We start from the raw sequence: 16,939 nt of genomic DNA, 5'->3' as shown, positions 1-16,939 counted from the left end.
CGAATGATGGCAAAAATTACCTCTGGGATGATAGACAGCATCCTGTCGGCAATCGGCGGTCAGAACAACGTTGCCCGTTGTGGCAACTGTATGACCCGACTGCGTCTGGCTTTGCATGACGAGATGCTGGCTGACCACGATGAAATCAAGCGTATCGCCGGTGTGATGGGCGTGGTCGAAAGCGACAGCCAACTGCAAATTATCCTGGGTCCCGGTAAGGCGCAAACTGCGGCTGAAATGATGAATGCGATGCTTGGCAGTGTCTCTGCCGCCAGTGCAGATGCCGGGTCGCTGAAAGACATCGCTTCGGCCAACAAAAAGCAGATGAAAGAAAAACAGACCAGCGCCATCCAGCGTTTTCTGTCAAAGTTTGCCACCATCTTCACTCCCTTGATCCCCGGCTTTATTGCCGTGGGCTTATTGCTGGGCTTTGCTACCCTGCTCGAGCAAGTCTTTATCCTGGGTAACGAAGCGCCAAATGCCCAACTGGTCGAGTTTACCAGTTATATGAAGGTGTTCAGTAAGGGCATGTTTGCCTTCCTGAGTATCTTGATTGGTTACAATGCCCAGCAGGCATTTGGTGGCTCCGGGGTGAATGGTGCCATTATCGCTTCGCTGTTCGTACTGGGCTATGACCCGGAAGCGGCCGCTGGCATTTATTCGGGTATGGATAACTTTTTCGGCATGGCGATTGACCCTCGCGGTAACATTATCGGGGTATTGATTGCGGCAAGCCTCGGCGCTAGCGTTGAGCGTCAGGTACGAAAATTCATGCCGGATAACCTCGATATGATCCTGACTTCTGCTGTGACCCTGTTGATCATGGGCGCGGTAACATTCGTTATCATCATGCCGCTCGGCGGCGTGCTGTTTAGCGGCATGTCGTGGTTGTTTGTCAACCTCAACGGCAACCCGATCGGCAGTGCGATTTTGGCCGGGTTGTTCCTGTTGTCTGTGATGTTCGGTATTCACCAGGGATTTGTACCGGTATATTTTGCCCTGATGGATGTGCAAGGCTTCAATTCACTGTTCCCTATCCTTGCAATGGCCGGTGGTGGCCAAGTCGGTGCGGCGTTTGCCTTATATATGCGTGCCAAGAAAGACTCTATGCTGCGCACCCAGGTCAAGGGCTCCATTGTCCCGGGCATCCTTGGTATCGGCGAGCCATTGATTTACGGTGTTACCTTGCCACGAGTTAAACCATTCGTGACCGCTTGCTTGGGTGGTGCTGTCGGTGGCTTCTTTGTCGGGTTGGTTGCTTACCTTGGTTTGCCAGTGGGCCTAAATACGGTCTTTGGTCCTTCGGGCGTGGTGGCTTTGCCGCTGATGACCTCGAATGTGGGTATCTTTGCCGGGATGGCAGTGTACGCGGCGGGCCTAGCGATTTCTTATATTGCCGGATTTATCCTGACCTGGATGTTTGGCTCTAAGGATGTTGATCTTTCATAGTCGAATGGAGGGATAAAGGTCCTCTGATTGCCCCCTACGAAAATTATCGATAGAAAAAGCTGACTTGAATGAGTCAGCTTTTTCTTTTGTCTACGATGATGAGATAGCTTTATTAAGGGCAATTTCAGTGAAGCTAATCAAGGGAAGGAATGCTGCAGTCAGCCAAAAATTCTGCAGTGCTTTCATCAATGATTAAATCGGACACATACCCGCCAAGGATAGCACCAAGGGTGGCGTCAAAATTGCGCTCACCTCCTGCAATGAATATTCTGCGTTTAACTTGGCGTAGTTGTGCCAAGCTAATGCCGAGTATTCTTAAATCGACTTCAGCTACCACAGGTTGCCCTAACTTGTCGTAAAATCGGCCACAAATTACACCAACAGCGCCTAAATCACGATAAGTTTGCATCTCTTTTTTGGAAATGACACCAACACGGATGAGAGGGTTTTCGTCTAGCGCATTGCCCACGACAAAAAATGCTTTATTGCACTTGGTCAGTGCATCGAAATTAGCCCGGATAATGGGCTCAGCCTGTAACTCAATGGCCAAACGTGAACTGGATACGACGGCAGGAACGTGCAAAGACATAACCCGGCCAGACAGTTTGTTGGCTATTTGGGATGACGATTCGATAGTTGTGAAGTCAGGTTGGGCTGGCATGGAACCGAGCATTTGCATGACCGTTACGTCCTTGCATGACTTTGGCGTCATGATATTGCCCATCTGATGGATGGTTCGCCCCCAGGCAACACCAAGGGTGTCTCCATTTTCAATGACCTGGTTTAAATAGGCCCCCCCGGCATTTGCAAGCCTTTCCCTCATTAACGCGGAGTCCTGCCGCTGTTTGGCATGTTCTCCATCAGGAACGATAATCACTCGTTCCAAATCAAACTTCTCTTTTATGAGCAGTGATACGCTTATCGATGAAAATGCAGTGAAATCAAGGTTAATTTGTACCAACCCTTTTTCCCGGGCGGTTTGCAAGTATTTTACAACTGTGACTCGCGATACCCCCATCAATTTAGCGACTTCGGTCTGGCTCAGTCCCTCGTGGTAATACAACCATGTCGCATGCAGCACTGGGTCATTATTAAATGCACTGATATTGTCTAATACTGTTGCTTTCATCAGTAGCCTTCCTTTTGCATACACCTAGCCTTATGTGTGATCGGTTATTCACAATCTTTATTGTAATCTTGTCACCTCGGACAATACAGATACTATACTTTTGTGTTTTTAAAAATACAAAGGTTTAAGCTTATGTTGAAACATATCGATCCCTTACTCAATGCCGATTTGCTCTACTCACTTCAGAATATGGGTCATGGCGACACACTGGCCATTGTTGATGCTAATTTCCCAGCGTTTTCGCATTCTCGTTCTACCATGCTTTCTTTCCCAGGTGTGGATTGCTCACAATTGTTGAAAAGTGTTCTGAAACACTTCCCCCTTGATAGCTTTACAGATAATCCTATGTTGATTATGGCAGCAGATAACAGCGATCAATATACTGAATCAGCAATAGATTTTATTGATATTAAGAACCAATCTGACGAAAGGGAGTGTTCCGAGATATTGATTGATAGGCAGGATTTTTATCGTAAAGCTCGGGAATGTGAATTGATAATTAGTACTAATGACACTCGGGCTTATGCTTGTTTAATCTTACAGAAAGGCGTGATTTTTGACTGAAGTCATAATTTTCACCAATTCGTCAAGCGCTAAGCTGTACATTTTTTAAACTGCTACACCAGTCACATACCTGTTAACTATTGATCACCTAGTATTACACTTGTAAAGGTTGGGGCGTTTATGGAGTGGTTATGTCAGGTGTAGCAAATACGATTGAGATACGATCCATCAGGAAAGCCTTCGGGAGTAATACAGTCTTACATGATGTAAGCCTAACGATCGAAGGTGGAAGTGTTCTTGCGTTGATGGGAGCAAATGGTGCCGGCAAATCAACACTGGTGAAAATTTTGAGCGGTGTATATGCCGCTGATGAAGGAATGATCTTCATTAACAATGAGCTTGCTGATGTTTCGACCCCACAGGCAGCTCGGAATGCCGGCATTATCACGGTACACCAAATTATCAATGATGGTGTTATCCAAGATTTGAATGTGGCAGAGAACTTGTTACTTGATCGGATTTGTGAAGGTAGCCTGGGTACTTTTCTCTCCCAGTCTGAGTTAGAAAAAATGGCTCAGCCCCTCGCTGATAAAATTGGCTTGTCCCTAGCGCTAGATACTCAGGTTTCAGAACTCTCCCAAGCTGACAGGCAGTTGGTTGCTATTGCTCGTGCAATTTCGAATAAACCTAAGTTGCTGATTCTTGATGAACCCACTTCTTCCCTTTCAGATACTGAATCCCTCAAGTTATTTGATGCGGTGGAAACAATGCGCAACCAAGGGGTTGCCGTTGTGTATATTTCCCACCGGATGTCAGATATCCGCAAATTGGCTGACAAAATAGCCTCTCTTCGAGAAGGGAGGATTGTGGGTTGGTTTGAACCTCCGCTTGACTATGACGCAGCGGTAGACTCGATGCTTGGCCATGCGGTCGGTGCTGTTAGTCATAGTTATGAGGAAGGCCATCAAACCCTTCTCGAGCTGAAAGAAGTCAGGTTAACAACAGAGTCAGAACCTTTTGATCTGAAGTTAAAATCCGGTGAGGTTGTGGTCCTTACTGGTTTGCTTTCATCAGGGTGTACATCCGTGGTGGAAGGAATTTTCGGCATGTCTGACTTTGTATCAGGTCAGATTATTTTAGAAGGGCATCAATGGTCTGCAAGTACGCCTTTACATGCCATTGAAAGCGGTATTTACATGGTCCAGGAGGACCGGGGTAATAATGCGTTGATACCTGCTTTTTCCATTGAACAGAATATAAGTTTGCCTTTCCTAAAACATTTTTCCCAGTTTGGTTTTATTGATCAGAAACTTGAAAAAGACCGGGTTAAGACGGCCATCCAAACAACCAAAGTCAAATATACCGACCAAGAAGATTTAATGACAACATTGTCTGGCGGTAACCAACAAAAGGCGATGGTGGCAAGGTGGATGCTTGAAGACTGTAAAGTCCTTCTGCTCAACGAACCATTCCAAGGGGTAGATATCTCTTCGAGGAGGCAAATCGGGGAGTTACTGAGAAAAACTGCCAGAGATCGCGCCACGATAGCTGTTTGTACAGATGTTGAGGAGGCGCTCGAGATTGCTGATCGTATTGTGGTGTTTAACCACAATAACCTATCCGGCATACATCAAATAGATAAGATTCACATGCCAACACTTATCAATCAAATTGCGGCTGCTCCCAAAAAACGAGAAGAAACAATCATTTCAACAGAGGATGTGACTGATGAAAGATATGCGTGAATTTGCCATTAAGTATGGATTACTGATTTTACTCGCCTTGATGCTGGTGTTGTTTTCGATTGCTGAACCAGCATTCCTCAGCACGATAAATATGATGATTATCCTTCAGTCGGTATCGATTGTTGCCATCTTGGCACTCGGTGTGACGGCAACATTGGCGGTAAATGGTTTCGATTTATCCATAGGTTCCACTGCCGCATTTTCAATGATGACGGCAAGCTATGTGATGGTTGTATTCGATGGTGGCACAACGATGGCAATTTTGGCTGCTATTTCTGTTGGTGTGATTGTTGGCCTTATCAATGGATTCATGACGGTTCAAATGAAAGTGCCGGATTTGTTGACGACCCTTGGTATGATGTTTTTGCTGTTGGGCTTGCAATTGATTCCTACCCAGGGGCGCTCCATTTCGGCAGGGATGAGTTTAGCAAATGGTGAGACAGCAACTGGGACCTTCTCCGAGAGCTTTCTTTTCTTGGGTCGAGCAAGGATCTTCGACCTGATACCTGTACCCGTCATCATTATGCTGGTACTTGCTGTGATTACTTATCTCTTCCTGGAAAAAACACGCCATGGCCGGGTCATGTACGCCATTGGTTCCAATGAGCAAGCGGCCAAATTGGCCGGTGCCCGCACGAAATTATACCGTTATGTTGCCTATGTTATGTCTGGCGTTTACGCGTCGATTGGTGGCATCTTGCTGGCAGCTCGAATTGGTCGGGGTGATGTCAGTTCAGGCAATTCTCTCTTGATGGATGGTGTAGCTGGTGCATTGATCGGTTTTGCAGTACTGGGGGCCGCGCGGCCTAACGCCCAAGGGTCGGCAATAGGGGCATTATTCGTTGGTGTGCTCTTAAATGGCCTGACGATGATGAATACCCCCTATTACACCCAAGATTTTATTAAGGGCTTGGTGTTGGTTGCAGCCCTGATGTTTACCTTTGGCTTATCCAATAAACGTGCATAACAAATAAGGAAATTAATAATGAAGAGCTTAATGACACTTGCTCTCTGTGCTTCTATGGTTGGCGCAGTCGCTTCAACAAATGCCATCGCAGACAGCACATCTCCATTTGAGGGAAAAAATCTCAGGATCGCCCATGTTAGATACTTATCCCAGGGAGACTTTCCTGAATTATACCTAATGGGTGTTCGACGCCAAGCTGCAGCGTTGGGTTTTAAGCTTGATGTTTATGATGCTCGTCAGGATGCATCTTTACAACGCAACCAACTCGAGCAAGCCATAATGAAAGGCTATGATGGTATTGTTCTACAGCATGGCTTTACCGACTCAATTAAAGATGTCGCAGATATGGCTGTCAAGAATGGTATTAAGGTAGTGGCATTTGATGTTAATGCAGAAAACCCTCAAATTCCCCAAATAAACCAAGATGACCATTTAATTGCAAGAATGTCACTGGATCAGGCAGTAAAAGAAAATGGCACGGATTGGAAGGCAGCCTATGTCTATGTTCCGGGGATTCCTCCACTAGATCGCCGTGATGAAGTCTTTACTGAGTTCAAAGGCAAATATCCAAATATTCAGGAAATAGCGCGTTTTGGGACAATGAATAACCCAATACCTAACCAAGTGGCCGACCAAGCCGCAGCCGTATTTAGGGCAAATCCTGATATTACAGTTGCCTTTTCTCCTTATGATGAATTTGCCAAAGGGATAAAAATAGCCGTTGATGAGGCAGGGTTATCGCAAAAAGTGAAAATATACAGTGCAGACATCTCTAACTCTGATATTCAAGCCATGCGTGAACCTAATAGTGCGTGGGTAGCAACAGTGGCAACCAATCCATCTATTATGGGCGAGGTTAGTGTGCGTGCACTTGCAATGTTGATGAATGGGGATGAGGTTGACTCACAAGTAACGGTTCCTCCTGTAATGATCACACAAGATATGTTGAATGAGCAAGATATCAAAAACATGGATGACCTTATTAATAAAATTCCATCTTTCTCACAATCAACGGTATTAGTTCCTAAATGGATGCCTATGCCATAAATGAAATAATTTCCCTATTTGAGGGTAAGTTGACTTGCCCTCCCTCAAGAATAAAAAAGATTAAGGATGGTTATTATGTCAAATACCGTTCCAACTAGTTATGCGCCATTGAATAGCGAATCACTACCTGCATATCTTGTCAATAAATTACCTGATCAATTAAAACTCGGAGGAAATCCTGAAGATTGGAAAGTTTCTGAAGTTGGTGATGGTAATTTAAATTTAGTTTTTATTGTTGAAGGAATAGATAAAACGATTGTTGTAAAACAAGCTCTGCCTTATGTACGTGCTGCGGGCGAAAGTTGGCAGTTATCATTAACTCGTGCTTATTTTGAGTATAACGTACTAGATGTTGAGGCAAGGTTTGCAGGCCATGGACTTGTTCCTGAAGTGTATTTCTATGATAAGAATATGGCTATTTTTGCAATGGAGTTTTTACATCCTCATATTATTTTGAGAAAAGAATTGATAGCCGGGAATAAGTTTTCAGGCCTTGCTGAGGATGTGGGTTTGTTTCTTGCCAAGACGTTATTTAATACATCAGATATTGGTATGAATGCCGAAGATAAAAAGGCGTTGGTATCAATGTTTGCGGCTAACCATGAGTTGTGCAAGATCACTGAAGACTTGATTTTTACAGAGCCATATTTTGATGCCGAGCGAAATAATTGGACATCTCCACAACTGGATGAAGACGTTAAAAGAGTTTGGCAGGATCAAGAAATGATTCAGGTCGCTATGAAGTATAAGTTTAAGTTTATGACTGAAGCTCAAGCTTTACTTCACGGTGATCTCCACTCTGGGTCAATTATGGTGACTGAAACTGACACTAAAGTGATCGACCCAGAATTTGGCTTTATGGGGCCAATGGCTTTTGATATCGGAAACTATATCGGCAATTTAATGATGGCGTATTATTCCCGTCCTGGCTGGGAGAGTGATGAAATAAAATGCCGTGATTACCAAGAATACTTACTTGAGCAAGTAACTACCACATGGAAGGTGTTTGTTTCCCACTTTAGGCAACTGTGGGATGAAAAAGAAGTAGGTGAGGCTTATCCCGTTGAGCTTTATCAAAATGGGTTGGGGAGTGAAGCTCTTGCACAGGCGCAAGAAGCTTTTTTTGCCACTTTGCTTGAAGACTCTTTGGTCAATGCCGGCCTAGAAATGAACCGACGCATTATTGGTTTTGCCGGTGTGGCTGACTTCAAAGACATCGAGGATGTTGAACTTAGGGCTAGCTGTGAAAGGAAGGCTCTGAAATTGGCCAGGGAGCTTATTGTCAATGCCGCCCAATATAGAAATATTGCTGATATTGGCAAGCTTGCCAACACCTATTTGTGAGGTAATGTTATGAAAATAAATGGAAAACATCAACGTACGGTTTGGCTGGCTGAAGATGGTTTTACAGTGGAAATCCTAGATCAAACTAAGCTTCCATTCTCTGTCGAAGTGATTCAGTTAACCTCAATGAAGTTAGCGGCGACGGCAATTAGAGAAATGTGGGTGAGGGGAGCCCCGCTGATTGGGGCTGTGGCTGCATATGGTATGGCATTGGGGATGCGTGAAGATCCGAGCGATGCCAATTTACAACATTGCTACGATGTATTGATTGCGACCCGGCCAACAGCAATTAACTTGAAATGGGCATTGGATCGCACTTATTCAGAATTGAGGGCGCAGCCAAGCGACCAACGACAGAAAGTTGCATACGAAAAGGCAGTGGAAATTGCTGATGAAGATGTCGAACTCTGTGAAAGTATTGGGGAGCATGGGCTATCAATAATTAAACAAATTGCCGCGAGTAAACCTCAAGGCCAGCCAGTGAATATCTTGACTCACTGTAATGCCGGTTGGCTGGCAACGGTTGACTGGGGAACAGCTATCTCTCCGATCTATAAGGCTCATGAAGCTGGTATTAATGTCCATGTATGGGTGGATGAAACCCGTCCCCGTAACCAAGGCTTACTAACTGCATTCGAGTTAGGCTCCCATGGGGTTCCTCATACTTTAATTGCTGATAATGCTGGTGGTCACTTGATGCAGCATGGTGAGGTTGACCTCTGCATTGTTGGGACTGACCGTACAACGGCGAAAGGCGATGTGTGTAATAAAATAGGTACCTACCTGAAAGCTTTGGCCGCCTATGACAATAAGGTCCCATTTTACGTTGCCCTACCTTCACCGACTATCGATTGGACCGTGTATGACGGAGTGAAAGAAATCCCCATTGAGCAGCGCTCTGGCGAAGAGCAATCCCATGTTAACGGTATCGATCCACAGGGTAAGTTGAGTTGGGTGAATACTGCACCGTCTGGGACTGAGTGTGGGAATTATGCTTTTGATGTAACACCGGCCAAATATGTAACAGGCTTGATTACCGAGCGCGGTATTTGCTCTGCAACTGAAGAGGCCTTGGCTGAGATGTTTGCTGATTTGCAGCAGCCTGAAATGGCATAAAAAGACTGGTGGGGCCTTTGGGCCCCACTTGAGGATATAAATATGAATCGTGAACAATATGCACAGCAAATTATTGATACTTGCCTGAGGATGAATGCGCAGGGGTTGAATCAAGGCACCTCGGGCAATGTCAGCGTTAGGTATCAAGATGGCATGCTCATCACGCCTAGCGGCATTGCTTATGAAAAACTGACGCCCGCAATGATTGTCTATGTTGACCGATTAGGTCAATTCGAAGAAGGGAAAGTCCCTTCCAGCGAGTGGCACTTTCATTTAGCTTGTTACTCAGCAAGGCCTGAACTGAACGCAGTCATCCATACTCATGCAGTCAGTGCGACAGCCGTGTCTGTTTTGAATCGGAGTATTCCAGCTATTCATTACATGGTGGCTGTTACCGGTATTGACCATGTGCCTTGTATTCCCTACGCCACTTTTGGTTCGCAATTGTTGGCGGATAGTGTGGAAAATGGCATCAAGGAAAGCAAAGCCATCTTGATGCAACACCATGGCATGATCGCGATGGAAAAAAACCTTGAGAAGGCCCTATGGTTGGCTAATGAAGTCGAAGTACTCGCTAAGCTTTATCTGCAGGTAGCTGCGGTCCAGAGAGAGATTCCAACGTTATCAGCGGAAGAGATGGTGACGGTAATAGAAAAGTTTAAAACCTACGGCTTAAAGTCAGATTGATTGTTGATGTGACCTCACTTAGAAAGAGGGCTGGATAGAATATCCAGCCCTCAACGGATTTACCCAAACAGGTAGGTGTACATGTAGCCTGCGCCAATCGCCATGCCTAGGATGACGGCCAGGAAGGCGGCAATCATCTGGTTTTTGAAGATAGACTTGAGCAAGATAACTTCAGTCAAGCTTGCACCTGCACTACCGATGATCAGGGCCATCACTGAACCCATCGCCATGCCTTTTTTAACCAGTGCGGCACTCAATGGGATCACAGCTTCAGCACGGATATAAAGTGGAATACCAATCACTGCCGCCACTGGAATTGCATACCACATACCTTCGCCTGCATATTTTGCAATCAAGTCAGTCGGAATGAAACCGTAGATGAAAGAGCCAATCAAAATACCCAGCATCAGGTAAGGAAGTACTTGCTTAAAGTCTTTCCAAGTTGAGTGCCAGATACGTACCCAGCGGCTTTCTTCTTTCACTGTCATTATGGCTTCACCACAACCGCTGATTTCCACTTCTACCTCTTCTTTGCTGCCACAGCATGAGCTGGCAACTGGCTCTGGCTTAGGTGCCGTCGCACAGCATGAAGCCGCTACAGGTTCAGGTTTGCTACCACAAGTTGACGCTGCTTTTGGCTTAGAGTCGCCACACGAAGTACCACAGCTAGAACCGCTATCGGCAACTTGATAAGCCTCTTCACGGACATAGCGTTCGAAGCCCAACTTCTCTAGTACGTAACCAGCAATGACGGAAACTGCCAGAGCGACCACGAAGTAGAACACAGCCACTTTGATCCCGAAGGTCACAACAAACAGGCCGATGATCACAGGGTTTAGCAACGGACTAGCGAATAAAAATACCATCATTGGGCCAAAACCAGCACGGGCACGAAGCAGACCTTTCAGGAAAGGAATGGTCGAGCACGAACAAAATGGTGTGATGGAACCAAGCAGGGCAGCAATAAAGTAACCCTTGCCGTTACGTGAGCTCAAGATCGACTGGATCTTTTCGGGTGTCAGGAACTCCTGAAGCACGCCCACTAGGTAGCTGATGACTAAAAATAGAACGGTAAGTTCTGCAGCAAGGAATAGGAACATACCTGCGGCTTCTTTGAACATATTAACGAATTCAGGACTCATGGTTACTGCCTCATTTGGTAGTATATTTCGATATGTGTCGAAATATAGGCTCGAAGCGGGTTGGTGTCAATTAGTTATTTCTAATTTTATCGAAATAATTTTCTGGGAAAAATTAGATCCTGAAGTAAATGCAGGTAAACTCATGAATTGAAAGGATTTATTGTGAAGGGTGACAAGAGGCCTGATTGGCCTCTTGTGTTGTCAGTAGCGAGAGTGAGTCGCAGGAGGGGAGCTCGTCGCTTCAGTCTTCTGCGACAAAGACGTACATGTCACCACGACAGTGGTTGACGCTGTACTCAATGACTTTGCCGTTTGAGTCATGGGCGATTTGTTTTATCAGCAATACTGGGACGGCCTCGTCGAGGCTGAGGTGACCAAGAAATTCATCGGTGGGTAGCTGGGCACTGACCCAGCTCTTTGTCCCAGTTAGCGTGATATTCTGGCTGCGGAAGTAATCGTACAGCGAGAGTTGGATTTCGTCAGCGTCGGTGATCAGTCCGACAGGCACATAAGACTCTTCGACCGATACCGGCTTGTCATCGATATAGCGGATCCGCTTGAGTAGGAAGACATCTTCGCCCTCAGCCAAACTCAGTTGCTTGGCGACATCGTTGTTGCAGGGTACGATTTCTTTTTTGATCCATAGCGTATCGGGACGCTTGCCTTTCAGTACTACCTGCTGGGAAAAGCCCTTGGGCTCTTTGAGTGAGTACTCCAGGGTATCGCTGATCATGGTCCCCGATCCCCTTGAGCGGACGATGACGTTTTCTTTGTCCAGCACATCCAGTGCTTTGCGCACCGTAATGCGTGAAATACCCAACAGCTCGCTCAGTTCCCGCTCGGTGGGCAGGTAGTCGCCACCGACCAACAGTTTCTGCTGGATGGCCTGTTTGACGGTTTCAGCGACTTTCACGTAAAGCGGTGACTTGTCCTTTTGTTCGATACGCTCTTTGATGAGACTGATCAAGCTATTGTAATTATTCATTTATTCATGCTTTGCCTTAAGTACTGGTTTGATTATACCCAAGCCGCTAGGTTGTAGCCATAATGCTAAGCCAACTGTGATAGCCATCAACACGGCGCAGACTTGATAGGCGATCTGGTAGCTGCCAGTGGCATCGACAACAAATGCGGCAAGCATTGGACCGATAAAGCCACCCATGCCCCAGGCTGTATAGAGAATGCCGTAGTTGGTGCCGTAGTATTTCAGACCATAGAACTGGGCCATTAGGGAAGGGAATACAGCAAGCAGCGCGCCATAACCGATCCCGGCCAATCCGGCCCCGACAACCATTAAGGCCCCGCTTTGATAGTGCGAGAACAGTAGCATATTGAGACCCTGTAACACGAAGGCCAGTGTCAGAGTCGGCAAAGCACCGATACGGTCGGAAAGTACGCCCGTTGCCAGTCGTCCTCCGGAGTTGAAAAGGGCCAATGCGACGACCAAATAGGCGGCATCATGGATATCGGCCTGGATTGCCGCGATGGAGGTGATGTTGGCAATCACCATTAATCCTGCAGTTGAGGAAAAAGCATACATTATCCACAGCATGTAGAACCGTGGTTGGCGAACCATCGCGCGCCACGGTGTATCTTGAATTGGTGATATGCCATGAACATCGACAGTGCCAGTCCTCGGGCCAACTTTTTCAGGTCGGCTTTTCGTCGCTGGTAATGGTGGACAATAGCCTGACGGTGGATTGTCGATGGTAAAGGCAAGCGGTAGGGCGATCAGCAGGAGAGCGCTACCGAGTAGATAAAAACTGGTGCTGATCCCGTATTGGGTAATCATGAAACTCACTAAAGGTGCCAAGTAGACCGAGGCGATGCCAAAAGCGGTGGCGATCAGCCCATTAACCCAGCCCTTTCGTGACGGATGAAACCACTTCATTGCAACGGGGTTGAGGCAGGCATAGCCAAAGCCTATCCCGCATCCGGTCAAAAGGCCAAAGGTGAGGGTGAGCATCGTAGGCGTTAGGTGTAATCCCGACAGCAATAACCCAATGCCCGCCAAGAAGGTGCCTGTGATGAGTACCTTACGGGGGCCTATCTTGTCCTGGATTATGCCCGCAGCCAATACAGCCAGGGCCAGTACCCCAATTGATAGTGTATATGGCAGAGAAGCTTGGGTGTTGCTCCAACCAAGCTCGACGATGAAGGCGTTTTTAAACACGCTCCAGGCATAGAGGATACCGATACACAGATTGATACCGCAGCAGGCGGCAAGTACTCGGGTTGCTTTTGAATTGTTCATAAGCTTGCTGTCGTTTTAATTAAAGCCGTTTTGTAGGCAGGGGGAACCAACCAAAGGCGCACAGGCCCCTTTGGCTGGTGGATATAGGTGTTACAGAGTTAGTAGCGGGACAGGTAGTCTGCTAGCGACTGGCGGTCAGGCGCGCAATCGCCGCCGCGATGGCTGACGACAAAGGAAGCTACAGCATTGCCGAGTAAGACTGCATCTGGCAGTTCCCAGCCCGATGCGAGCCCGGCAAGTACCCCGCCAGCATGGGAATCACCGGCCCCGATGGTATCAACGACGGTTGCAGGGAATGGCGAAACATTTCCGATCTGGTTGGCATCGGCAAATAAAGCGCCGTCACTGTCAATTCGCAAGATAAGCGGACACTGGTATTGCTGGAACCATTGACGGGTAAAGGTATCAGCGCAGCCCATACCCAGAACTTCGGCTTCCTGGCGGTTGAGTGAGATGATAGGCTTCAACGCCAGTAAGCGTTGGAATAATGCATCGGGAATATCTGCGATACGCGGGCCGAAATCGACGAAGGTATCCACCGTTGCTGGCAGTGACTCCAGCCAAGTAACCAATTGCTCGCCGCTTGGTGAAGCCAACTGGTAGCCTGACAGGTAAATCAAAGCATCGTCGGCGAGTGGTAGGCCATTGAGGATATCCTCATCCCAATGGTTTTCTACCCCGCTAACTGAGATAAAAGTGCGTTCGCCGTCCGGCTCAACCAAAGCCATGCACCAACCATTGTCACCTTTGTCAGTTTTTAGCACGCTGGTAATGCCGTTTTGTTCCAGACTGCGGCTGACCAAGCTGGCCCAGTTACCTTGGCCAATAGGTAGGGCATTGAGCGAATCGATCTCTAGCCGTTTTAGCGCGATTGCGATATTCAGCGCGCAGCCGCCAATGTGCAGCCCCTTCTCAGTGACTTCCAAGTCGCCACCACGTACCGGTAAGGTTGCTGCCTCCGTAACAATATCAATCACCGCTGCACCGATCAGGCATAGCTGACGTTGGTTGTGCAAGCTGGGTAGCAAGGAGGTCAGGGCATTATGCGGCATAGGTTTTCTCCTTGTTTATCCGCATTTGGGTGAAGGCTTTGCTGTAGCGGGTGAAGTCCAGTTGGTTGGCATCATCCAGCTGGCGCTTTAGCTCAGGGTCGATGCCTTCGATGCCGGACAGTGCACCACAAATGGCGGTTGCCATGGCACCAATTGTATCGGTATCCCCGCCTAGGTTGGCACAAAGGATCGCACAACGGTTCGGATCGGTACCAGCCAGTTCAACCATGGCAATCGCTGCCGGTACGGACTCGATAGTGCTGGTACCGGCACCGACTACATCATAGATTTGCTGCATGGCACTCTCTACACCCAGATTGCTGCGGGTGATAGATAGGGCCAACTCGATACGTGCCCCCATAGAAGCGCTGAATGTGGTGGTCTTTTTCTCCTGGGCCGCTTTGGCAATGGCTGGCAGCTGATCGCTGATGGTCCTCCAGCTGTCACCATCGATAGCTTTGGAGACTGCCCACGCAATGGCCGTTGCACCGGCAATGGCAACATCAGATTTGTGGGTTGGGCTTGAAGCAAGCCATACCTGATCGATAAAGTTATCCAAGTTATTAGTTGGCAGCAGGCAACCTAGTGGCGAGACACGCATCGCTGCACCGTTGGTGACGCCATTGTTTTCCAGTTCGCTGATCGGCGTGCCGGCCTTGATGGCGGTCATCGCTGCTTTTGATGAAGGACCAAAGACATTCTTGTTGAAGGCATCGAAACCTTCAGCCCAGGTCATCACATTGCGGGCAATGATATCAGGGTTGATTTCGCCATCGCACTCAAGCAGGGCGTCAGCCAGCGCCAGTGCCATTGAGGTATCGTCGGTAAAATGGCAGGCATCAAAATAGCAAGCCGCATTGTTTTCCGCAGGACCCGGAAGAAAACGGTCAATCCAGCCGAAGTGGGCCTTAACACGGCTGCGCGGCCATAGCTCGGAAGGCATCCCCATTGCATCACCCAGTGCCTGACCGTAAAACGCCCCTAGAATGCGACTTTCTGTATTGTTATTCATTGACTACACCTTATCAAAATATTGTGTCATGCCCGCCGCAAGCATGGCGGGCGAAAAGTGATTTATGCGTTGGCCGGTCTGCTGTCGGCCGTGTTTTCATCCTTGATAGCGATTTCTTTGATTTCACCGTCAGATTCGCGGAAGAAGAACATGAAGGCTATCAGGATGATGGCAATCATGATGGCGCCGAAGCCCCACATTCCAGACCAGTTGAAGGTCAGGCCGTTTTGCGGCTCGGGGTAGGCGAACATCTTCTCCATCAGCACACCACCGATTCGGTAACCTAGTAGGCTACCCAGGCCTTGGCAGCACAGGGTGATCAAGCCTTGTGCGGCAGTACGCATGTGCTTCGGCGCTTTCTTGTCGACATAGATGTAGGCGGTGACGAAGTAGAAGTCGTAGCTGACACCGTGTAGCAGGATTCCGGCGAACAGTAGCGAGTACAGATACCATTGCTCGGCGCTGCCATAGACGAAGAAGCCATAGCGGATAGCTGCGGTGAACAGACCAAGTAGTAATACCTTTTTAATACCATAACGTTTGGTAAAGAAAGGAAGCGCCAGCATGAAGAAGATTTCAGAGAACTGGCCCAGGGTCATCCAGCCGGTGGCATTGCTCATACCCACTTCGGTGAGGTAGCCATTGGCAAAGATGTAATAGAAGGCCAGCGGCATGCTGAACATGAATGAGCAGACAAAGAAAGCTAGGAAGTTCTTGTCACGAAGTAGTACCAACGCATCCAGGCCCAGCATGACTTTTAGGCTCATTTTGCCAGTACTCTTTGGCGGCGTATTCGGTAGCGACAGGGCAAAGATACCCAGTAAAGCTGAACTTGCAGCGGTAACCAGTAGCGGAATATTCGTTGCCGAGATATCGCCGTAGCCCAACCAACCCGGTAGGAAGCCACAGACAATACCAGATGCGATCCAGCCAATGGTGCCCAACACGCGGATGCGCGGGAAGTCACGCTCCACATCATCGACGTTCGAGAACGCGATACTGTTGGTGAGGGCGATAGTCGGCATGTAGGTAAGCGAGTAAGCCAGCAGTAGCGGGAAGAATCCGGCAAAGGTGGTTTGCTGCGCGGCTAAGTACATCAGTCCTGCCCCTGCTAACAACATGACAGATAAAACTTTTTGGGCAGGGAAGAAACGGTCGGTAATAGAGCCGACTAAGATCGGCGAAATGATCGCAGCGATTGCGGTACAGGCATAAGACCAAGCGATCTCGGTCGGGGTAAATCCATTGGTGTTGAGAAACTGCCATAAAGGGACGAACCACGCCCCCCAGATGAACCATTCAATGAACATCATGAATGACAGTTTTGTATTTGTTTTTGTCATCGCTATTTTCCTTTAGTAGTAGGGCAAGACCAAATCTATTACTAAAGTAATACCAAAACAATACCAAGTGGTTTAAAAAGTGATCAGGTTAACTATTATTGATGAGCTGATAAATAGAATCAGTCACTTAGTTAAACCCCCCGAACAG

Annotated in this window: 15 protein-coding genes; 8 read left to right on the top strand and 7 right to left on the bottom strand. The window is 47.6% G+C overall.

Translation table 11 applies throughout. The annotated features are described in order from the left end of the window. Positions 1-6: 6 nt before the first annotated feature. Positions 7-1,449 (top strand): PTS N-acetylmuramic acid transporter subunit IIBC, encoded by a 1,443-nt coding sequence (murP, locus tag BIZ37_RS00680; protein ID WP_187459942.1) that lies wholly within the window; start codon positions 7-9, stop codon positions 1,447-1,449. A 133-nt stretch (positions 1,450-1,582) separates the two neighbouring features. On the opposite strand, the gene BIZ37_RS00675 is transcribed toward murP, so the two are convergent. Then, a complete protein-coding gene (locus BIZ37_RS00675; protein WP_187459882.1) occupies positions 1,583-2,578 on the bottom strand; it encodes a sugar-binding transcriptional regulator in 996 nt (331 codons plus the stop codon). A gap of 132 nt (positions 2,579-2,710) precedes the next feature. Here BIZ37_RS00675 and BIZ37_RS00670 point away from each other — a divergent pair, with 132 nt between their 5' ends. From BIZ37_RS00670 to BIZ37_RS00640, 7 genes are all read left to right on the top strand, one after another. After that, positions 2,711-3,142, top strand: coding sequence for an RbsD/FucU family protein (locus BIZ37_RS00670; RefSeq protein WP_187459881.1), 432 nt, complete (start codon positions 2,711-2,713; stop codon positions 3,140-3,142). Positions 3,143-3,273: 131 nt separating this feature from the next. Then, positions 3,274-4,827, top strand: coding sequence for a sugar ABC transporter ATP-binding protein (locus BIZ37_RS00665; protein WP_187459880.1), 1,554 nt, complete (start codon positions 3,274-3,276; stop codon positions 4,825-4,827). After that, on the top strand, positions 4,811-5,794 hold the full coding sequence (locus BIZ37_RS00660) for an ABC transporter permease (protein ID WP_187459879.1): 984 nt from the start codon (positions 4,811-4,813) through the stop codon (positions 5,792-5,794). Before BIZ37_RS00665 ends, BIZ37_RS00660 begins: the two co-directional genes overlap by 17 nt. Before the next feature lie 18 nt (positions 5,795-5,812). Continuing rightward, a complete protein-coding gene (locus BIZ37_RS00655) occupies positions 5,813-6,841 on the top strand; it encodes a substrate-binding domain-containing protein (protein WP_222939534.1) in 1,029 nt (342 codons plus the stop codon). 75 nt (positions 6,842-6,916) lie between these two features. Continuing rightward, on the top strand, positions 6,917-8,185 hold the full coding sequence (gene mtnK / locus BIZ37_RS00650; protein ID WP_187459878.1) for an S-methyl-5-thioribose kinase: 1,269 nt from the start codon (positions 6,917-6,919) through the stop codon (positions 8,183-8,185). 9 nt (positions 8,186-8,194) lie between these two features. Next, positions 8,195-9,301, top strand: a complete 1,107-nt coding sequence (mtnA, locus tag BIZ37_RS00645) for an S-methyl-5-thioribose-1-phosphate isomerase (protein ID WP_187459877.1) — start codon at positions 8,195-8,197, stop codon at positions 9,299-9,301. Between the two features lie 42 nt (positions 9,302-9,343). Continuing rightward, a complete protein-coding gene (locus BIZ37_RS00640) occupies positions 9,344-9,988 on the top strand; it encodes an L-fuculose-phosphate aldolase (protein WP_187459876.1) in 645 nt (214 codons plus the stop codon). A gap of 59 nt (positions 9,989-10,047) precedes the next feature. On the opposite strand, the gene BIZ37_RS00635 is transcribed toward BIZ37_RS00640, so the two are convergent. The 6 genes from BIZ37_RS00635 to BIZ37_RS00610 form a co-directional block, all read right to left on the bottom strand. Beyond that, on the bottom strand, positions 10,048-11,130 hold the full coding sequence (locus BIZ37_RS00635) for a permease (protein WP_187459875.1): 1,083 nt from the start codon (positions 11,128-11,130) through the stop codon (positions 10,048-10,050). Between the two features lie 241 nt (positions 11,131-11,371). Beyond that, positions 11,372-12,115, bottom strand: coding sequence for a GntR family transcriptional regulator (locus tag BIZ37_RS00630; protein WP_187459874.1), 744 nt, complete (start codon positions 12,113-12,115; stop codon positions 11,372-11,374). After that, positions 12,116-13,384 carry an OFA family MFS transporter gene (locus tag BIZ37_RS00625; protein ID WP_187459873.1) on the bottom strand — a complete coding sequence of 423 codons (1,269 nt, stop codon included), beginning with the start codon at positions 13,382-13,384 and terminating at the stop codon, positions 12,116-12,118. Positions 13,385-13,482: 98 nt separating this feature from the next. Further along, positions 13,483-14,436, bottom strand: a complete 954-nt coding sequence (locus BIZ37_RS00620; protein ID WP_187459872.1) for a PfkB family carbohydrate kinase — start codon at positions 14,434-14,436, stop codon at positions 13,483-13,485. Beyond that, positions 14,426-15,448, bottom strand: coding sequence for an ADP-ribosylglycohydrolase family protein (locus BIZ37_RS00615; protein WP_187459871.1), 1,023 nt, complete (start codon positions 15,446-15,448; stop codon positions 14,426-14,428). The genes BIZ37_RS00620 and BIZ37_RS00615 overlap by 11 nt, the downstream gene beginning before the upstream one ends. Positions 15,449-15,510: 62 nt before the next feature. Further along, positions 15,511-16,791, bottom strand: coding sequence for a nucleoside permease (locus BIZ37_RS00610; protein ID WP_187459870.1), 1,281 nt, complete (start codon positions 16,789-16,791; stop codon positions 15,511-15,513). Positions 16,792-16,939: the final 148 nt, after the last annotated feature.

The organism is Photobacterium sp. BZF1 (genome assembly GCF_014349205.1).
Taxonomy (GTDB): Bacteria; Pseudomonadota; Gammaproteobacteria; order Enterobacterales; family Vibrionaceae; genus Photobacterium.
The sequence above is the reverse complement of the archived record's forward strand: the minus strand, read 5'-3'. Positions and strand labels throughout refer to the sequence as shown.

Bases quoted from the DNA above. Each gene is read 5' to 3' on its own strand.
- murP (WP_187459942.1), top strand. From the start codon at position 7: ATGGCAAAAATTACCTCTGGGATGATAGACAGCATCCTGTCGGCAATC.
- BIZ37_RS00675 (WP_187459882.1), bottom strand. From the start codon at position 2,578: ATGAAAGCAACAGTATTAGACAATATCAGTGCATTTAATAATGACCCA.
- BIZ37_RS00670 (WP_187459881.1), top strand. From the start codon at position 2,711: ATGTTGAAACATATCGATCCCTTACTCAATGCCGATTTGCTCTACTCA.
- BIZ37_RS00665 (WP_187459880.1), top strand. From the start codon at position 3,274: ATGTCAGGTGTAGCAAATACGATTGAGATACGATCCATCAGGAAAGCC.
- BIZ37_RS00660 (WP_187459879.1), top strand. From the start codon at position 4,811: ATGAAAGATATGCGTGAATTTGCCATTAAGTATGGATTACTGATTTTA.
- BIZ37_RS00655 (WP_222939534.1), top strand. From the start codon at position 5,813: ATGAAGAGCTTAATGACACTTGCTCTCTGTGCTTCTATGGTTGGCGCA.
- mtnK (WP_187459878.1), top strand. From the start codon at position 6,917: ATGTCAAATACCGTTCCAACTAGTTATGCGCCATTGAATAGCGAATCA.
- mtnA (WP_187459877.1), top strand. From the start codon at position 8,195: ATGAAAATAAATGGAAAACATCAACGTACGGTTTGGCTGGCTGAAGAT.
- BIZ37_RS00640 (WP_187459876.1), top strand. From the start codon at position 9,344: ATGAATCGTGAACAATATGCACAGCAAATTATTGATACTTGCCTGAGG.
- BIZ37_RS00635 (WP_187459875.1), bottom strand. From the start codon at position 11,130: ATGAGTCCTGAATTCGTTAATATGTTCAAAGAAGCCGCAGGTATGTTC.
- BIZ37_RS00630 (WP_187459874.1), bottom strand. From the start codon at position 12,115: ATGAATAATTACAATAGCTTGATCAGTCTCATCAAAGAGCGTATCGAA.
- BIZ37_RS00625 (WP_187459873.1), bottom strand. From the start codon at position 13,384: ATGAACAATTCAAAAGCAACCCGAGTACTTGCCGCCTGCTGCGGTATC.
- BIZ37_RS00620 (WP_187459872.1), bottom strand. From the start codon at position 14,436: ATGCCGCATAATGCCCTGACCTCCTTGCTACCCAGCTTGCACAACCAA.
- BIZ37_RS00615 (WP_187459871.1), bottom strand. From the start codon at position 15,448: ATGAATAACAATACAGAAAGTCGCATTCTAGGGGCGTTTTACGGTCAG.
- BIZ37_RS00610 (WP_187459870.1), bottom strand. From the start codon at position 16,791: ATGACAAAAACAAATACAAAACTGTCATTCATGATGTTCATTGAATGG.